The organism is Nocardia implantans (assembly GCF_035544775.1).
In the GTDB taxonomy this organism is placed as follows: domain Bacteria; phylum Actinomycetota; class Actinomycetes; order Mycobacteriales; family Mycobacteriaceae; genus Nocardia; species Nocardia implantans.
The window spans coordinates 66,979-83,219 of the sequence record NZ_JAYKYQ010000022.1; the positions used below are offsets into that span (position 1 = coordinate 66,979).

Here is a 16,241-nt window from a genome sequence, read left to right on the forward strand (position 1 = left end):
CGCGGGTGGATGGTGCACTGGGACGAACCCCACAGTGAACGTTCCGCGAACCGTGCGCGTAATAGCTCCCAAAACCGTTCGAGCCCAGTAAGTTCTGCGGGGACGCGCGCCGAAACCGTTGCGGCGCTCGTCATGTCGGATGCTCTACCAGCTTTTTCCGGAAAGGAACCAACGTGGTCGACACGCTGCGCGTAGGCGAAGAACTCGGACGGGGTCAGTCCCTCCAGGGCGGGGCTTACACCCTCACCCTGCAGGAGGACGGCAATCTGGTGCTGTCCGAGCCGGGCGGGAATGTGGTGTGGGCCACCCAGACGCACGACCAGGGCGTGGAGCGGGCCGTGCTGCAGGACGACGGCAACTTCGTCCTCTACAAGAGCGACGGCGCCGCGTGGGCGACCGAGACCAACGGTCAGGCCGCCGACCGCCTGGTCGTGCAGGCGGACCGCAACGTCGTGCTGTACGGCAACGACGGCAGCGCGCTGTGGGCCTCCGGCACCAACACCGACACTCCGCTGCCGGCCCCGGAGCCGGAACCGGTGCAGGAGGAGCAGCCCGCGGCTCCGGCCGCCGAGGAGGTCCCGCCTCCGCCGCCCGCGCCCGAGCCGCGCACCTACACCGTCGAGCCGGGCGACACCCTGTGGGCCATCGCCGAGCGCTTCTACGGCGACGGCAACCGCTACCAGGAGATCGCCGATGCCAGCGGCATCCCGAACCCGGACGCGATCAACCCCGGCCAGGTGCTGACCATCCCGTGACCCGGCCGGTTCGGTAGCGACGACGACAAAGACCCCCGGTGCTCGCGCATCGGGGGTCTTTCCGGTTCGCTCGTGCGCGGGGCGCGCCTAGCGGCTGGTGAACGGCAGCAGCGCCATCTCACGGGCGTTCTTCACCGCGACGGCGACCTGACGCTGCTGCTGCGGGGTGAGCCCGGTGACCCGACGGCTGCGGATCTTGCCGCGATCGGAGATGAACGTACGCAGCAGGTTCACGTCTTTGTAGTCGACCGTCTCGATGCCGGCCGCGATGAGCGGGTTCTTCTTCGGACGGCGGGCCTGCTCTGCGCGAACCTTCTTCGACGGTGCTCGCTTGACTGCCATATGACGAGTTCCTTCTCACGACATCAGTGGTTGTCTACCAGCTCGATTTGTGCACACCGGGCAACTCGCCCCGGTGGGCCATCTCGCGCACACGCACACGGGAAAGTCCGAACTTCCGGAGATGACCGCGCGGTCGTCCGTCGGCGGCGTCCCGATTGCGCAATCGTACCGGACTGGCGTCGCGGGGCTGCCGCCGCAGTTCGGCCTGGGCGGCCGCCCGCTCGTCCTCCGGCGTGCCCGGCTTGCGGATGATCTCCTTCAGTTCGGCGCGGCGCGCCGCGTAGCGCGCCACGATCGCCCTGCGCTGCTGATCGCGCTCGATCTTCGACTTCTTGGCCATCTCAGCGCTCCTCGCGGAAGTCGACGTGCTTGCGGACCACCGGGTCGTACTTGCGCAGCACGAGGCGGTCGGGGTCGTTGCGGCGGTTCTTGCGGGTCACGTAGGTGTACCCGGTACCGGCTGTGGACTTCAGCTTGACGATCGGGCGGATGTCGGTCGATTTCGACGCCATGGGTCGCTCCTCAGATCTTGTCGCCGCGGGCGCGCAGGCGCGCCACCACGGCCTCGATGCCGTCCCGGTCGATGGTCTTGATGCCTTTGGCGGAGACGGTCAGCGTGATGCGCCGGCCTTCGCTGGGCAGGTAGTAGGTCTTGCGCTGGACGTTCGGGTTCCAGCGGCGGCTGGTCCGCTTGTGCGAGTGCGACACGGACTTGCCGAATCCGGGCTTGCGCCCGGTGACCTGGCAGTGGGCCGACATCCGGACTCCCTCCAGTAGATGACAATCATTTTCGACAACAACTGCTCGACAATGTACCGTTGCCGTACAGCAAATGAAAATCGTTACTGAAAGGGGTTTCCGGTGGCGGCGGCAGATTCCACCCTGGTCCCACCCGGCTCCGACCGCAGAACGCCCGTGGTGGTGCTCGCCGGTTTCGCCGGACTCGCCGCGGCGGGCGTGGATCGCGCGGCCGCGATGCTGGGCATGGCCGCGGGCACCGTCGTGGTCCGCCATGATCTGACCCAACTGCGGGAGGGCATCGTGCATCGCACGGTGCGCACCGCGACGCGTGAGACTTCGGCCGTGCTCGAACTCGCGCACGGCTGTGTCTCCTGCACCTTGCGCATGGATCTGCTGCCGCTGCTGTGCACCCTGGCCCGGCGCGAATCCGTGGATCGCATCGTGCTCGCGCTGGACCCGGCCTTCGAGGCCGAAGCGGTGTGCCAAGCCATCGAGCACGTAGTGGTCACCGGGGTGCACGGTCGCGTCGACGGCCCCGCCGGGCGCGACGTGCGCGTGGATGCCGTGCTGACCTGTCTGGACGCGGCGGTCTGGCTCGCCGACGCGACCGGGGACGAGACGCTCGCCGAACGCGGCCTCGCCGCCGCGGAGGACGACCGCACGGTGGCTCAGGTCGCCGTCGGGCAGGTCGATTTCGCCGATGCCGTCATCGTCCTCGGTGCCGCGGCCGCGGCACCGTTCGCCGACGCCGCGGTCGAGCGGGGCAAGCTCGCCGCGATCCTGGCCAGGCTGGTTCCCGGCGCGCCGGTCGCCTGGGTGGACGAGCCGAACTCCGTCACACCAGCCCTGGTCGAGTCCCTGCTCGCGCGCGTGCCCGCCGATTCGCGCCGCGGCCGGGTCTTCGACGCGCACGCACCGCTTCTACGCGGCCGACCGCCGCTGACCAGTGACTATGGCGTGGAACTCGTGGAATTCGCGGCGGCCCGGCCGTTTCACCCCGCCCGGCTGCACGAGGCGCTCGACGTGTTGTTCGACGGCGTGGTGACCGCCCGCGGACGGTTGTGGCTGGCCACCCAGCCCGACGAGGTGGTGTGGCTGGAATCCGCCGGCGGTGGCCTGCGCGTAGGCGGTGCCGGGCGCTGGCTGGCCGCGATGCCGGAAGCGGAACTGGCCGAGGCGGACCCGGAGCGCCGGGCGATGGCCGCGCTGCGCTGGGACGAGCGCTTCGGCGACCGCGACGTCTCGCTGTCGATCCTGGTGCACGACGCCGATCCGGCGCAGATCCGCGAAGCGCTGCACTGGGCGCTGGTGGAGGACGACGAACTGCGCCTGGTCGAGCGCGCACCCGAGCGCGTCGCCCGATGGGAGGACCCGTTCGGCGAGTGGCACGCCGACCCGTGCGTGAGCGACGAGGAGTCCGGGCAGCCCGCGCAGGACCTGAAAACCCCGAAGGGAGAGGCGAAATGAAGAAAGGTATCCATCCGGACTACCACCCGGTGGTCTTCGAGGACGCGGGCACCGGCAAGCGGTTTCTCACCCGGTCCACGGCGACCAGCGCGCGCACCGTGGAGTGGACCGACGGCAACACCTACCCGCTGCTGACGGTGGACGTCACCGCCGACTCGCACCCGTTCTGGACCGGCGCGCACCGCGTGCTGGATGCTCAGGGACGGGTGGAGAAGTTCGAACGCAAGTACGGCAAGCGCGTGCGGAAGGAGGCCTGAGATGGCGGTGCCGAAGCGGAAGATGTCGCGGTCGAACACGCGCAGCCGCCGGTCGAATTGGAAGGCCGCGCCGGTGGATCTGGTGCCGGTCACCATCGGCGGCGTTGTGCACCGGGTGCCGCGCAGGTTGGTCGCTGCCGTGCGGCGCGGCTTGATCGACGTCGAGAAACTCTGAGCGGTACGCCCGCGAGCCGGCCTCCCGGCCCGGCGCCGACGCCGCGACCGGTGATTGCTCGACCGATGCCACTGACGCCCGGAACCCGTGAGGTGCTGGTCGACCGTCCGGAAACGGCCACTTCGGCGCCTTCTGGAAAAAAATTTCCGGGCCATCGGGAAGTATGTAGCTAATCTCTAGCTATCAATGTGTCCGGCATCACGTCGCACTATTGCGCCAGGGGCGATTGCGACCGAATAGCCACCGGCGGGATCCCGGACCGTCGGTTGGTTTTCGGTCACAGAAAAGTTCGCCGAAAATGGTGCGCTCGCAGCCCGATACCGGTACCCTCGTCGTCGAGGGCGGGTTCTCTTGGTTCCCAAGAGAACCCGCTCATCGCCAATTTTGGGGGCAGTCAGCCGGTTTCACTCTCCCGGTCACTCGCGTTCACCGAACGGCGCGCGTTCGTCGATCGCGCCGGTGTGGGCTCGGTTTTTCGAGGTCAACGCCGCCGGTTCGGCGTCGTCGTCCGCCGCGCGCCGGGTGCCGTCGTGGCCGGGCAGGCCGGGGAAGTCCGGCAGCAACGCCTCCAGGCGAGCCAGCTGTTCACCGACCAGCGCCGCCGGGCCCTCGATCAGCGACAGCGGCCACGGCCAGTGGCGTCCGTTCCAGCGCTCCACCTGCTCGGTCAGCTCGGCCGTCGTCGCTTCCAGTTCGCTGATCTCGGTACGCAATTCGCCTACTCGCGTTCGCAATTCAGCGGCTTCGTGCTCCAATGTCGCGATGCGCGCCAGCGCCGCGGCCAATCCGTCCACCAGCGTACGATTCCGGCCGTCCGCGTCCGCGCCCAGTTGCGGCCAGCCGGACAAGTCGGGTCCGCGCAGCTGGATCTGGATGTCGCGCAGCACTGCCTCTTGTTCCGGCGTCACGTCCGGCTCCTCCTGTTCCACGAAATCCCACTGGCCGAAATCGATCGTCTCGGCCTCGTTCACGTCACAGCGCACGCCGCCGACCGTCACTTGGCGCCGCGTCTGATGAATGGCACGCCTGGTCTCCACGTTCGTGCCGGACCATGCGTCGGTCTGCCAGGCCCAGGTCGCGTACCCGGCGTCCAGCGCGCGGCTGACCGCCCAGTACCCGCCGTAGATGCCGACGTTCGCGCGGCCGAGCACGGTCGCCGCGCCGTCCAGATAAGCGTTGATGCGCAACTGGTCCTGTTGCGTCGCGTCGAAATCCGCGGAGAAATAGATCGGACGGTCCACCCGGCCGCCGCAGCGCAGCACTTGCGCGAGAGCCGCACGCGCGTCGACGATGCCGGCGCCGTAACCGTCCAGCATTCGCGCGGCCGTGGTCTCCCAGTTCGAGACGATCGAGATTCCGTGCGCACGCAGATCGTTCGCCTCGGCCGGGGTGAGCAGCTTGCCGGGCAGACTCGGGCCGCCGTCGGACAGATACCGTACAACGAAGTCGTACCCCGCCGCCCGAATCGCCGCGCCCCCCGGGCGCCCCGCGGCGTAATCGAGACCGAAACGCATGGCCTCCACTGTAAGTGGGCCGGGCGGGTGCGACCGTGGCATCGCCGAATCCCGCTCGCCCACGGGGATCGGCCAGCGGGAAACCGTCGATCAGTCGCGGGTCAGCGGGCTGGCTCCAGCTTCGGCCTGCGCGGCTTCGGCGGCGCGGCCAGTTCGCGGCGATCCGGGGCGATCAGCACCGCGGAGATCGGCACGGTCAGCGCGAGCAAGCCGATGACGAACATCGGGAACACGAAGTCGAACAGCTCCACGCCGCCGGGCACCTTCGCCGACCGGTTGACGTCGAAATGCAGGGCGGCCACCGCCGTGTAGTACGTGGCGGCCACGCCGACACCGAACAGCAGCACCGTCGCGGCGCGAGCCAGCGGGAAGCGCATGGTCTGGAACAGCCACAGCACCGCCGTCGCGGTGATCACGCCGATCACGGCGGAGACGGAGGCCAGCCAGGCCGTCACGCCGACCGAGCCCTGGATCTCCAGCGAGCCGATGCCGAGGTAGTGCGTGAGTCCGATGCCGAGGCCGAGCACCAGTCCGCCGGGCAGCAGCAGTGCGAGCCGGGGCGTGCGTCCGACGATCAGCAGCGCCGCGAAGACCGCCACGATGGCGACCACCAGGGCGGCGACCAGCCTGCCCGGGTCGTAACGCATCGCGCTGCCGGGAACTTTCAGGCCGAGCATGGCTACCGAGGTGGCCAGCCACACACCGACGCCGCCCAGCGATATCGCCGCCGAGACCAGCCACACCAGCCGGAACTGAACCGAGCGCGCGCCGTGCACGATGCACGCGAGGCCGACCACCGCGCCGAGGACCGAGATGCCCAGCGACAGCGCGATCAGCCAATAGCCGAGCGCGAACTGGTCGACGGACGTCGCGGCGGCACTCTCCGCGGCCAGCACCGCGACCTCACGCATGGCGGGCGGTTCCTTCCAGTTCGCTGGCCTTCAGCTGAGCGATCGCGTACTCGGTCACCGCGGCGAGCGCCTGGCGCACCTCGATCGCGTTGCGCGCGTCGATGTCGACGATCGGCACGCCCTCGCGCACCGACAGCGCCTCGCGCAGTTCCGCGATCGGGAAGCGCGGCGCGTCCGGGAACCGGTTGACCGCGATCAGGAACGGCAGCTTGCGCGCCTCGAAGAAGTCGACCGCGGCGAAGCTGTCTTCCAGCCGCCGGGTGTCGATCAGCACCACGGCGCCGATCGCGCCACGGATCAGGTCGTCCCACATGAACCAGAACCGCCGCTGGCCCGGTGTGCCGAACAGATAGAGCACCAGGTTGCCGGGCAGGATGATCCGGCCGAAATCCATGGCGACCGTGGTGGTCTCCTTCTCCGGCGTCTCGGCGAGATCGTCGATGCCGTCGGAGTAGCGGGTCACCATCGCCTCGGTGCGCAGCGGAACGATCTCCGAGACCGCGCCGACGAACGTGGTCTTGCCCGCGCCGAAGCCACCGGCGACGACGATCTTCGTCGAGGCGACCCGATTCTCGAAGCCGTCCTGGCCGGGGGCGTTGCCCGGTGCGAGATTTCCACTTGGCCCGGGATGTCCACTGGGCCCCGAATTCCTATAGGGCGCGGAGTCCACGCAATGTCCTCTCCATCAGGGAACGGCGCTCGTCATAGCTCGCCTCTTCGGTCAGGGTCGAATGCACGCGCATGGTGCCGTCGACGACCAGGTCGCCGATCACCACGCGGACCATGCCCAGCGGCCGGTCCAGATGCGCCGCGATCTCCGCGACCGACAGCCGATGCGTGCCGAGTCGCAGTATCTCGGTGCGGATGTCGCCGGTCGGCCAGTCGAGATGTGCAGTGTACGACAACGTTTCGATGACCGCCTCCAACGGCAGGTCGATCGCGGGTTCGGTGCGCCCCGAGGTCAGGGCGTAAGGCCGGACGCGCGTGGTCGGGCGTGGTCCGGGGCCGTATGGGTTGGACATCTCACGCTCAGACAGCGGTACGCGCGGTCGCGGTGACCACCGAGCCCACCCGATCGACCAGCAGGGCCATCTCGTATCCGATACGGCCGATGTCGTGGGACTTGTTCGCCAGCACGGCCAGATGCGAGCCGTTGCCGACGCTCATCACCAGCAGGTAGCCGCGCTGCATCTCCACGATCGACTGCATCACCTTGCCGCCGTCGAACAGCGACGCCGCGCCCATGGACAGACTCGCGAGTCCGGCCGTGACGGCGGAGAGCTGCTCGGCGCGATCGCTGGGCAGGTGCGGACTGGTGGCCTGCAACAGGCCGTCCGCGGAGACCAGCACCGCATGGGACACGCCGGGTACATCTCGGGTGAAGCGGGCGACCAGCCAGTTCAGATTCTCGTCCGTGGTGCTGTTGTTCGCGTTGGTCATGCAAGCCCTCCGTCGTTGTACTGCGCATTGGCCCGCCCGCTGCGGACCCCACTGAGATGCCTGGTCAGATTGTTGCGGATTTCTTCCGGATCGCGCGTGCCCGCGTCCTCCGCGGGAGCCAGGCCGCCGGGCACCAGCTGGGCGCCCGGCCTGCGGATCGGCAGCCCGCCGACGGTGCGCGCGGTGGTGGTCGGATGGCTGGCGTCCTCGGCGGCCAGCCATCCCGCGTCACCAGGCGAGGACCACGAGCTGTCCGGCGATGGCGAGGTCGAGGGCTCGACCAGCCATTCCGAGACCATGCGTTGGTAGATGGGGGTCGGGGACGCGCCCGCGACCGGCTGCAGCCGGGACGAGGTCACCGTCGCGGGTTCCGGTGCCGGCTGCTGCGGTGGCTCGGCGGGTGCGGCCGGCTTCCGGATCGGAAGGCCGGATCGAGCGGTGGTCTGCGGCGCGGGCGGCTGGGCCGGCACGGCGGGCGTCGGCCCGGTGGTCGGCTCGTCGTCCTTGACCTCGGTCCACAGATCGGTGCGCGCGGGCTGCTGCTCCCGCTCGACGGGCTGCTCACCCGCGCCGGGCGGCACCGCGGCGAACGGCCCGGAGGGAGTGCGCTCGTCGGCGCGCGGAGCCAGCACCGGCCATGGCTGGGTGGCCGGCTGGTCCGCCGGGCTGACCGCGCGGCCGACCGGTGTGGAGACCGTGGGCTGGTCGGGGGTGTCGGCGACCCGGATGGCCGGACGGCGCTGCGGCAGGCCCGAACTGGTCACGCCGAAGCGCGCGGTGTCGCGCTGCGGCAGGCTCGGCACCGGAACCAGGTTGCGCGGCTGCCCACCGGTGGGCGGGGTGGCGAGCGAGGGCAGTGGATGCTCGGCGGTGATGTCCAGCGGCTTGCCCGCCGGGTCGGTGGCGTCCATCGGCGGCGCCACCAGCGCGCCGGGCAGGTGGACGCTGGCGGTGATGCCGGGCTGCTGCGCCATCGTGGACGTGCGGCGCAGGCTCACCGTGATGGTGTGGCGCTTGGCCAGGCGGCCGACGACGAACAGGCCCATGCGGCGCGCGGTCTCGACCGTGACCTCACCACCGGAGGCGAGCCGGTCGTTGGTGGTCTGGAGGTCTTCCAGGGACATGCCGAGGCCGCGATCGGTGATCTCGATCAGGTAGCCGCCGTCCACCGCGCGCGACACCATCACGGTGACCGGCGTGGTCGGCGGGGAGTAACGCAGCGCGTTGTCGATCAACTCGGCGAGCAGGTGCTCGATGTCGACGGCGGGCTCGCCCGCGACGATGCCGTCGGGCACCGCGCCGATCTCGACGCGCTGGTAGTCCTCCACCTGGGAGACCGCGCTCCAGAGCATGTCCGACAGCGGCACCGGGTGCAGCTGGCCGCGGCGCAGCGCGGTGCCGGCCAGCACCAGCAGGTTGTCGCCGTTGCGGCGCATGCGGGTGGCCAGGTGGTCGAGACGGAACAGGCTCTGCAACCGGTCGGTGTCGTCCTCGTCGTGCTCGAGGTCCTCGATCAGCGCCAACTGCTGCTCGACCAGCGATTGGCTGCGCCGCGACAGGGTCTCGAACATGTTGCCGATCTGCAGGCGCAGACGGGCCTGGTCGGCGGCGAGGTTGAGCGCCTGCTCGTGGATCTCGTCCACGGCGCGGGCCAGCTGGCCGATCTCGTCGGTGGTGTGCACCGCGACCGGGGTGATCTCGGGGGTGGTGCCGCCCGCACGCACCACGGCGAGCTCGTCGGGCAGTTTGATGTGCGCCACTTCCAGCGCGTCGCGCCGCAGGCGGCGGACCGGGACGACCAGGGTGCGCGCGACCGAGAGCGCCAGCGCCAGGCCCGCGAGCAGCATGCCGATGACGATCGTCGTCTCGCGCAGCGCACCGGCCTGCGCTTCGGTGGTGCGGTCGGCCAGCGCGCCGTCGATGGTGTCGATCAACTGCGCGGTGGTCTTCTCGTAGGTGTCCGAGCTGATCAGCAGCGAGTCGATGACGGCGGGATTGGTCGCCGGGTCGGCGGCGTTCTGGCTGAAGGTGCCCAGGCGGGTCTGCACCGCGTCCAGCAGCGGACGCATATTGCCCGCGTAGTCCGGCAGGATCTGCGCGTACTGGTAGATCATGGTGATCTCGGCGCCTGCGGCGACCAGCACGCGGGGCCGCACGCTCGGGTTGCGGCCCGCGTCCGGCGAGCCGATCAGCATGCGCTGCTGGGTGAGCACCCGCCGCGCGGTCTGCACCGACGCCAGCTGCAGGAAGTACCGCTGGATGACCAGGTCGTCCACCGAGGGCGACAGCGCGAGCGCGTTGCCGATGCGGACCATGATCTCGTCGGACTGCTCGCCGACCATGGCGGGCGAGCCGTTGCGCAGGCTGTTGCGCATCGTGGTGCCGGTGGCGATGGCCGAGGCGAGCTCGGAGGTGACCCGGCCGCTGACCTTGGTGGTCTGCAGCGCCGCTTCCAGTTCGGCCAGGGCCTGGTCGAACTTCGTCAGCGCCGCGTCGGTCTGCGGGTCCGCGGTGTTGCCCCAGGTGGCGGTCGCGGTGACGCCCAGTTGCTCGGTGGCCGTGCCGAACTTGACGATCGGGCGGATGATGATGGCCTGTTCGGTCGCCGCGTCCAACTGCGCCATGGTGCGCAGTTCGTTGTTGATTCGGAGCACGGCGAAGACGGTCGCCAACAGCACCGGAAGCACCAGCACGACGCCAACCTTGCGGGTGACCGACCAGTTCGACAGGCTGAATTGCCAGGACCGCGGTGCAGCTTCCATCCGCTTCCGTCGCCTCCGCTTCACCAGTGACCTCGGGCGCGCGTGGCTGTTCGGTATTGATTCAACCCGCAAAGAACCAACTAGAGGTCTTCTTTTTACCGCACGGAACATACCGTGCAGAGTGGTCATCGGCAATCCGGGGGAGTCGGCGCGCAAATTACCGAATATGGCTATAGAGAACATGATTCGCGGTGGAATGCGTAAGGGACGCGTCAACTTCCCGTCGGCGCCATGGAAGGCCCTGGTCATGCCCCGTTGACAGGGACGACGCGCCGGGGAGTGTCGCCGCTGCTCACCACGGCGTGTCGGGAGCGCCCTCTCAGTTACCTCTCAGTCGCTGCGGTCAAACTGGTGGCATGCGCATTCTGGTGGTCGATGACGATCGGGCGGTCCGGGAATCGCTGCGCCGGTCGCTCACCTTCAACGGCTACTCCGTCGATCTCGCGGTGGACGGCGTGGACGCGCTGGAGAAGGCAACCGTCCAGCGACCCGACGCCCTCGTCCTGGACGTGATGATGCCCCGGCTCGACGGGCTCGAGGTCTGCCGCCGTCTCCGGAGCACGGGCGACGATTTGCCGATTCTCGTTCTCACCGCGCGGGATTCGGTATCGGAGCGGGTCGCCGGGCTCGACGCCGGGGCGGACGACTATTTGCCGAAGCCATTCGCGCTGGAGGAACTGCTGGCAAGGCTGCGCGCGCTGCTGCGGCGCACGGCCGCGGGGCCGGGGGACGCCTCGGAGGCGATGAAGTTCGCCGACCTGTCGCTGGATCCGGTGACCCGCGAGGTATCCCGGGGCGCCAGGCCGATCAGTCTCACCCGCACCGAGTTCTCACTGCTGGAAATGCTGATGGCGAACCCGCGCCGCGTGCTCACCCGCAGCCGCATTCTCGAGGAGGTCTGGGGCTACGATTTCCCGACCTCGGGAAACGCGCTCGAGGTCTACATCGGTTATCTGCGCCGCAAAACCGAGGCCGAGGGCGAGCCGCGGCTGATCCACACGGTGCGCGGCGTGGGCTATGTGCTGCGTGAAACGCCGCCGTAGGTCCGCGGTCATGGCACGAACACCCCCCAAACGCCCCGCCGTCGCCGCGCTCGGCCAGCGCCCGCCCGAGCCCGTGGACATGCGGCCGCCGATGCCGCTGACCCGCTCGGTCTCGCTGCGGTGGCGTGTGACGCTGCTGGCCGCCTCCGTGGTGGCCATCGCGGTCGCGGTCACATCGATCGCGGCCTACGCGCTGGTGGCGCGCGCGTTGTACGCCGACGTGGACGCCCAGTTGCGCAGCCGGTCCACGGCCGTGATCGCCAGCAATCCCTACGGGTTCAACAACCTCAACCTGATGGTCGCCGCGGCCTTCTACGACGACACCGGCATCGCGCTGATCTACCCCGATCTGCGGCGCTGGCTGCCGCCGCAGTCCACCGATCCGCCGGTGGGTCCGCAGGAGCTGTCCGTGGCGCGCGGGGAGCGCAGTTCGTCGCTGCGCACCGACGGCGATCAGCGCGTGCTGGCCGTGTACACCAATTCCGGTGCCACACTGGTCATCTCGCAGCGGCTGGATCGCACCAGGGAGGTGCTCGACCGGCTGGCCTGGCTGTTGTTCGTCGTCGGCGGCTGCGGGGTCGTGCTGGCCGCAGCGGCGGGCACGGCGGTCGGGCGCACCGGTCTGCGGCCCATCGCGCGGCTGACGGCGGCCACCGAGCGGATCGCCCGCACCGACGACCTGACCCCGATCCCGGTCACCGGAGACGACGAACTGGCAAGGCTCACAGAGAGTTTCAACACGATGCTGCGCGCGCTCGCGGAGTCGCGCGACCGGCAGCGCAGGCTCGTCGCCGATGCCGGGCACGAGCTGCGCACACCGCTGACGTCGTTGCGGACCAACATGGAGCTGCTCATCGCGTCGAGCCGTCCCGGCGCTCCGCGCATCCCGGACGAGGACATGGCCGGACTGCGCGCCGACGTGATGGCGCAGATCGAGGAGTTGTCCACGCTGGTGGGCGACCTGGTCGACCTCGCGCGGGAGGACGCGCCGGAGACGGTCTACGAACGCGTGGACCTGGGCGAGGTCGTCGAACGCGCGCTGGAGCGGGCCCGCCGCCGTCGCACCGGCATCGAGTTCGTCGCCGACCTGCGCCCGTGGTTCGTCTACGGGCACGAGGCGGGTTTGGAGCGCGCGGTGCTGAACGTGCTGGACAACGCGGCCAAGTGGAGTCCGGCGGGCGCGCAGGTGCGCATCCTGATGCGCGAGAGCGGCCCCGGGTTGCTGGAGCTGTCCATCGACGACGCCGGCCCAGGAATTCCGGCGGCGGAGCGGGAGCTGGTGTTCGAACGTTTCTATCGGGTCATGTCGTCGCGGTCGATGCCGGGCTCCGGTCTCGGCCTGGCGATCGTCAAACAGGTGGTGACGAAACACGGCGGCACCATCGCCATCGATACCTCGCCGCGCGGGGGCGCCGTCGTTCGCATCGTGTTGCCCGGCGAGCCGGGCGCGCCCGTGCCGGATTGACGCAATAGCGGGCGGCGGAACTCCATTTCCGGCACAATCTCGAGTTTCGTGCGGAATATTCGCCGTCGGTGGGGTATTTCGGACAATGCTCCGATTGGTTTGCGGCAGGATTTGAGACATCAAGTTGCCGGTGGTTCTTTTCGTGCACCGGTTCCTTGGCAGCTCTCGGAAAACTGAAAGCACGGTCTCAGTCCGCTCTCAGTCCCCGCGGCCAACCTGGACGAGACGTGAGCAGAAACGAGGAGTCCATGACCGAGGATTCGAAGGATCGCCGGGAGCCGGACGCGCCGGGCACGGGCGCGTTCGGGCCGGGGCAGGCGCATGCCCCCGGTTACGGTCCGCAGGAAGCGCAGCACCACACCGCGCAGTTCCCGCCGCAGCACCATCCGGCCGCGCCGTTCCCCGGGTATCCCGCGTCCTTCGGTCCGCCGAACGACGCCACGCAGGCGCACGGCCCCGGCTACGGCGCGCCCGCACCGGCCCGGCGTCCGTTCCGCGCGGGCCTCGCCGTCGGCGCGGTCGCGCTCGCGCTGGTCAGCGGCGGCGTCGGCGGTGCGGTCGGTGCGCTGGTCACGCACGGCGACGACGGCCGCACCCCGGTGACCAACGCGCTGGACGCTCCGAAGCCGAACGTGAGCAACGCGGTGAACGCTCCGGCCGGTTCCACCCAGGCGGTCGCGCAGAAGGTGCTGCCCAGCGTCGTGATGATCAAGGTGGCCAGCAGCAAGGCCGAGGGCGAGGGCTCCGGGGTGGTCCTGTCCTCCGACGGCCTGATCCTGACCAACAACCACGTGGCCGCGGGCGGCGGGCCGAGCGCCAGGATGGAGGTCGTGTTCTCCGACGGCAGCAGCGCGCCCGCCACGCTGGTCGGCGCCGATCCGGTCTCCGACCTGGCCGTCATCAAGGTTTCCGGCAAGTCCGGCCTCACTCCCATCGAGCTGGGCAGCTCGGGCGATCTGCAGGTCGGGCAGCCGGTCGTCGCGATCGGCTCGCCACTGGGCCTGGCGGGCACGGTCACCACGGGCATCGTTTCGGCGCTGAACCGGCCCGTCGTCACCACCGGCGACGGGAGCGAGGCCGCCGCGGTCAGCCCGGTGATCGACGCGATCCAGACCGATGCCGCGATCAACCCGGGCAACTCCGGTGGGGCGCTGGTGGACGGCAGCGGCAAGCTGATCGGCATCAACACCGCCATCGCCACGCTCGGCCCCACCGAGATGGCGGGCGGACAGACCGGATCGATCGGACTCGGCTTCGCGATCCCCGTCGATCAGGCGCGCCGGGTGGCCGACGAGCTGATCAAGACCGGTAAGGCCACCTACGCGCAGGTCGGGATCACGGTGTCGCGGCAGCAGGACCCGGCACAGCAGGTCTCGGGCGCCAAGGTCCGCGACGTCACGCCGGACGGCCCCGCCGCGCGCGCGGGCATCCCGCCGGGGGCGGTGGTGACGAAGCTCGACGACCGCCCGATCGATTCCGGGAACGCGCTCGTCGCCGCGGTCCGCTCGCACCAGCCGGGAGACAAGGTGAAAGTCACCTACACCGATGATCAGGGCAACAATGCCAAGACCGTCGAGGTGACCCTCTCCGGCGCGCCCGCGGACGGCGGCCGGTGATGCGCGCGGCGCCCGGCGGACGTGGTCCGATGATCGATGTCGACGCCGACGTTCTCGGCGCGGCTGCCGAGCTGCTGGACGTAGGCGCTACGGTGAGCACCATGGAAATCGATGCTCCTGTGGCGGGGCGTGCCCTGGTGGTGGTCGTGGACGATCGGACTGCGCATGGAGGTGTTGACTCGCTCGGCCCGCTGGTCACCGAGCTGCTCACCGAAGCGGGTTTCCTGGTGGACGCGTCGGTGTCCGTGCAGGCCGACGAGGTGGAGATCCGCAACGCGCTCAATACGGCGGTGATCGGCGGCGTCGATCTGGTGATCTCCGTCGGCGGCACGGGCATGTCCCCGCGCGACGTGACGCCGGAGGCCACCTCGCAGGTGCTCGACCGCGAGCTGCCCGGGATCAGCGAGGCCCTTCGTTCCTCCGGCCGGGTGGCGGGCTCGCTGGACGCCGGGCTCTCCCGCGGTGTGGCCGGCGTGTCCGGCAGCACGTTGGTGGTCAACCTGCCCGGCACCCGTTCCGCCATTCGCGACGGCATGGCGACGCTCGGCCCGCTCGCCAGCCGAGTGATCGGCGAACTCTCCGGATTGGTCGAGTAATCATCGCGACGCCCGCTGAAGACCCTCGCCCGGCCGCTCGCCGGGCGAGGGATGCCGCGCGCTTGGCGAAGGTTTTCGGCGACGCGCTGCCCGACACCACCGCCGACGAGCGCGACGACCGTGACGACGCCGGGTCCGCTGACGACTGGCTGCGCGCTCAGGTTCCCCCGCATCACGGCTGAGTCCGTTATCTACGTAGTAGCTACGTAATCATTACTCCTGGCTTCGTAACCCGCCAGTGATCACTTTCCGCCGGAAGTAATCCGAACTGGATCAGTACGGGCACGGCCCGTATCCGTCCCTGGCCCTGTTGTGCCGTCATCCCGCCGCCCCGGCTCGGCGCGGCTGTAGCGATCCAGTATTTATGCACGTCAAGCCATATTCGGATGTGCGCAACTGTGACGGGGCTCACCTTGAACTTTACGAAACTTTTCGTTGCGGGCGTCGTTATAGAACGTTTAATCTCCCATCGAGCCACCCACCATGGGACCCGCAGCTCGTGGGTACCGGCACGCACGAAGCCCGCTCGGCGGAACCCGGCTCGGTTCCGTTGCCAGCTATGTCCGTTGCGCCGAAATAACAACCGGTTACACATCGGCAACAAAGGGGCGACACACTGAGCTGGGCCTGAGAGGACCACTGTCCAGCCTCGATGGTCGAGGTTGACTGTTTGAACCTGATGAGGGGAAGTATGAGCGAGAACCGCACCAAAGGTCTGCGCCGCGGTGCCCGCGTCGCGGGCGTCGGCGCTGCCGCGGCTGTTGCCATGGGCCTGCTTTCGACCGGTGCCGCCAATGCCGATACCTTCGTGCCGTTGCCGGACGGCCAGAAGGTAGGGCCCGGCGTGACGATCACCCGGAACGGAGAGCGGGCCTTGATTTCGCCGTCGCTGGCCGCCAACGGCGCAGGTCGTGTGGTCTGGGTGTCGGGCAACGCGGTTGCCGATGTCACCGAGACGCCCGAAGGCACTGTCGGCCCCAACAACGGCCCCTCCGGAAACCCCGGAACCAACAACTCCTCGACGCACGGCGCGTCGCAGTTGAGCACGGGTTACATCGTCGGTTGCCAGGTGAGCATCGCCGATGACGCGATTTCCGCGGGTGTGTCGGGCAGTGTCAATCTCAGCGGCGCGAGCGCCGGTGGTTCGATCGGTATCA

19 protein-coding genes are annotated in these 16,241 nt (G+C 69.4%); 9 read left to right on the forward strand and 10 right to left on the reverse strand.

Annotated elements, in window-relative coordinates; all coding sequences use genetic code 11:
* The first annotated feature begins 173 nt into the window (after window positions 1-173).
* Entirely contained in the window at window positions 174-755 is a 582-nt protein-coding gene (locus U3653_RS32660) for a LysM peptidoglycan-binding domain-containing protein (protein ID WP_195078375.1), read from the forward strand.
* An 87-nt stretch (window positions 756-842) separates the two neighbouring features.
* Here U3653_RS32660 and rpsR read toward each other — a convergent pair whose 3' ends face one another.
* The 4 genes from rpsR to rpmB are packed head-to-tail and all read right to left on the reverse strand — an operon-like array spanning window position 843 to window position 1,856.
* Window positions 843-1,097, reverse strand: coding sequence for a 30S ribosomal protein S18 (rpsR, locus tag U3653_RS32665; protein ID WP_011211513.1), 255 nt, complete (start codon window positions 1,095-1,097; stop codon window positions 843-845).
* Between the two features lie 34 nt (window positions 1,098-1,131).
* Window positions 1,132-1,437: a 30S ribosomal protein S14 gene (gene rpsN, locus U3653_RS32670; RefSeq protein ID WP_195078376.1), complete on the reverse strand. Its 306-nt coding sequence runs from the start codon at window positions 1,435-1,437 to the stop codon at window positions 1,132-1,134.
* Window position 1,438: 1 nt separating this feature from the next.
* A complete protein-coding gene (rpmG, locus tag U3653_RS32675; RefSeq protein ID WP_019049259.1) occupies window positions 1,439-1,609 on the reverse strand; it encodes a 50S ribosomal protein L33 in 171 nt (56 codons plus the stop codon).
* A gap of 10 nt (window positions 1,610-1,619) precedes the next feature.
* A complete protein-coding gene (gene rpmB, locus U3653_RS32680) occupies window positions 1,620-1,856 on the reverse strand; it encodes a 50S ribosomal protein L28 (RefSeq protein ID WP_063052922.1) in 237 nt (78 codons plus the stop codon).
* A gap of 102 nt (window positions 1,857-1,958) precedes the next feature.
* Between rpmB and mrf the strand changes: the two genes are divergently transcribed.
* Genes mrf through rpmF form a run of 3 tightly spaced genes read left to right on the forward strand, consistent with a single transcriptional unit; the run spans window position 1,959 to window position 3,737 of the window.
* Window positions 1,959-3,305: a ribosome hibernation factor-recruiting GTPase MRF gene (gene mrf / locus U3653_RS32685; protein ID WP_323124151.1), complete on the forward strand. Its 1,347-nt coding sequence runs from the start codon at window positions 1,959-1,961 to the stop codon at window positions 3,303-3,305.
* Window positions 3,302-3,562, forward strand: coding sequence for a type B 50S ribosomal protein L31 (locus U3653_RS32690; RefSeq protein ID WP_195078377.1), 261 nt, complete (start codon window positions 3,302-3,304; stop codon window positions 3,560-3,562). The genes mrf and U3653_RS32690 overlap by 4 nt, the downstream gene beginning before the upstream one ends.
* A 1-nt stretch (window position 3,563) precedes the next feature.
* Entirely contained in the window at window positions 3,564-3,737 is a 174-nt protein-coding gene (rpmF, locus tag U3653_RS32695) for a 50S ribosomal protein L32 (protein ID WP_067795428.1), read from the forward strand.
* A 416-nt stretch (window positions 3,738-4,153) separates the two neighbouring features.
* Here rpmF and U3653_RS32700 read toward each other — a convergent pair whose 3' ends face one another.
* The 6 genes from U3653_RS32700 to U3653_RS32725 form a co-directional block, all read right to left on the reverse strand.
* Window positions 4,154-5,251, reverse strand: coding sequence for a glycoside hydrolase domain-containing protein (locus U3653_RS32700; protein WP_195078378.1), 1,098 nt, complete (start codon window positions 5,249-5,251; stop codon window positions 4,154-4,156).
* 101 nt (window positions 5,252-5,352) lie between these two features.
* Window positions 5,353-6,162, reverse strand: coding sequence for an MHYT domain-containing protein (locus tag U3653_RS32705; RefSeq protein ID WP_195078379.1), 810 nt, complete (start codon window positions 6,160-6,162; stop codon window positions 5,353-5,355).
* Window positions 6,155-6,712 (reverse strand): GTP-binding protein, encoded by a 558-nt coding sequence (locus tag U3653_RS32710; protein WP_039801302.1) that lies wholly within the window; start codon window positions 6,710-6,712, stop codon window positions 6,155-6,157. The genes U3653_RS32705 and U3653_RS32710 overlap by 8 nt, the downstream gene beginning before the upstream one ends.
* Before the next feature lie 100 nt (window positions 6,713-6,812).
* The gene (locus U3653_RS32715) at window positions 6,813-7,184 is read right to left on the reverse strand and encodes a DUF742 domain-containing protein (protein ID WP_040782732.1); all 372 of its coding nucleotides are present in this window, start codon (window positions 7,182-7,184) and stop codon (window positions 6,813-6,815) included.
* A gap of 7 nt (window positions 7,185-7,191) precedes the next feature.
* Window positions 7,192-7,602: a roadblock/LC7 domain-containing protein gene (locus U3653_RS32720; RefSeq protein WP_039801134.1), complete on the reverse strand. Its 411-nt coding sequence runs from the start codon at window positions 7,600-7,602 to the stop codon at window positions 7,192-7,194.
* Window positions 7,599-10,364 (reverse strand): ATP-binding protein, encoded by a 2,766-nt coding sequence (locus U3653_RS32725; protein ID WP_195078380.1) that lies wholly within the window; start codon window positions 10,362-10,364, stop codon window positions 7,599-7,601. Before U3653_RS32725 ends, U3653_RS32720 begins: the two co-directional genes overlap by 4 nt.
* Window positions 10,365-10,720: 356 nt before the next feature.
* Here U3653_RS32725 and U3653_RS32730 point away from each other — a divergent pair, with 356 nt between their 5' ends.
* The 5 genes from U3653_RS32730 to U3653_RS32750 all read left to right on the forward strand — a co-directional run.
* Window positions 10,721-11,407: a response regulator transcription factor gene (locus tag U3653_RS32730; protein WP_067795419.1), complete on the forward strand. Its 687-nt coding sequence runs from the start codon at window positions 10,721-10,723 to the stop codon at window positions 11,405-11,407.
* A 10-nt stretch (window positions 11,408-11,417) separates the two neighbouring features.
* On the forward strand, window positions 11,418-12,872 hold the full coding sequence (locus U3653_RS32735; protein WP_195078381.1) for an ATP-binding protein: 1,455 nt from the start codon (window positions 11,418-11,420) through the stop codon (window positions 12,870-12,872).
* Between the two features lie 248 nt (window positions 12,873-13,120).
* The gene (locus tag U3653_RS32740) at window positions 13,121-14,488 is read left to right on the forward strand and encodes a S1C family serine protease (RefSeq protein ID WP_195078382.1); all 1,368 of its coding nucleotides are present in this window, start codon (window positions 13,121-13,123) and stop codon (window positions 14,486-14,488) included.
* A 101-nt stretch (window positions 14,489-14,589) separates the two neighbouring features.
* On the forward strand, window positions 14,590-15,084 hold the full coding sequence (locus U3653_RS32745) for a MogA/MoaB family molybdenum cofactor biosynthesis protein (protein WP_195044576.1): 495 nt from the start codon (window positions 14,590-14,592) through the stop codon (window positions 15,082-15,084).
* Between the two features lie 691 nt (window positions 15,085-15,775).
* Window positions 15,776-16,241 (forward strand): mspA family protein (locus U3653_RS32750; protein WP_324722497.1); only part of this gene is annotated, 466 nt, incomplete at its 3' end.

What these genes read in the sequence shown, in the direction of transcription:
- rpsR (WP_011211513.1), bottom strand. Translation starts at nt 1,097, where the DNA reads ATGGCAGTCAAGCGAGCACCGTCGAAGAAGGTTCGCGCAGAGCAGGCC.
- rpsN (WP_195078376.1), bottom strand. Translation starts at nt 1,437, where the DNA reads ATGGCCAAGAAGTCGAAGATCGAGCGCGATCAGCAGCGCAGGGCGATC.
- rpmG (WP_019049259.1), bottom strand. Translation starts at nt 1,609, where the DNA reads ATGGCGTCGAAATCGACCGACATCCGCCCGATCGTCAAGCTGAAGTCC.
- rpmB (WP_063052922.1), bottom strand. Translation starts at nt 1,856, where the DNA reads ATGTCGGCCCACTGCCAGGTCACCGGGCGCAAGCCCGGATTCGGCAAG.
- U3653_RS32690 (WP_195078377.1), top strand. Translation starts at nt 3,302, where the DNA reads ATGAAGAAAGGTATCCATCCGGACTACCACCCGGTGGTCTTCGAGGAC.
- rpmF (WP_067795428.1), top strand. Translation starts at nt 3,564, where the DNA reads ATGGCGGTGCCGAAGCGGAAGATGTCGCGGTCGAACACGCGCAGCCGC.
- U3653_RS32700 (WP_195078378.1), bottom strand. Translation starts at nt 5,251, where the DNA reads ATGCGTTTCGGTCTCGATTACGCCGCGGGGCGCCCGGGGGGCGCGGCG.
- U3653_RS32705 (WP_195078379.1), bottom strand. Translation starts at nt 6,162, where the DNA reads ATGCGTGAGGTCGCGGTGCTGGCCGCGGAGAGTGCCGCCGCGACGTCC.
- U3653_RS32715 (WP_040782732.1), bottom strand. Translation starts at nt 7,184, where the DNA reads ATGTCCAACCCATACGGCCCCGGACCACGCCCGACCACGCGCGTCCGG.
- U3653_RS32720 (WP_039801134.1), bottom strand. Translation starts at nt 7,602, where the DNA reads ATGACCAACGCGAACAACAGCACCACGGACGAGAATCTGAACTGGCTG.
- U3653_RS32725 (WP_195078380.1), bottom strand. Translation starts at nt 10,364, where the DNA reads ATGGAAGCTGCACCGCGGTCCTGGCAATTCAGCCTGTCGAACTGGTCG.
- U3653_RS32730 (WP_067795419.1), top strand. Translation starts at nt 10,721, where the DNA reads ATGCGCATTCTGGTGGTCGATGACGATCGGGCGGTCCGGGAATCGCTG.
- U3653_RS32735 (WP_195078381.1), top strand. Translation starts at nt 11,418, where the DNA reads ATGGCACGAACACCCCCCAAACGCCCCGCCGTCGCCGCGCTCGGCCAG.
- U3653_RS32740 (WP_195078382.1), top strand. Translation starts at nt 13,121, where the DNA reads ATGACCGAGGATTCGAAGGATCGCCGGGAGCCGGACGCGCCGGGCACG.
- U3653_RS32745 (WP_195044576.1), top strand. Translation starts at nt 14,590, where the DNA reads ATGGAAATCGATGCTCCTGTGGCGGGGCGTGCCCTGGTGGTGGTCGTG.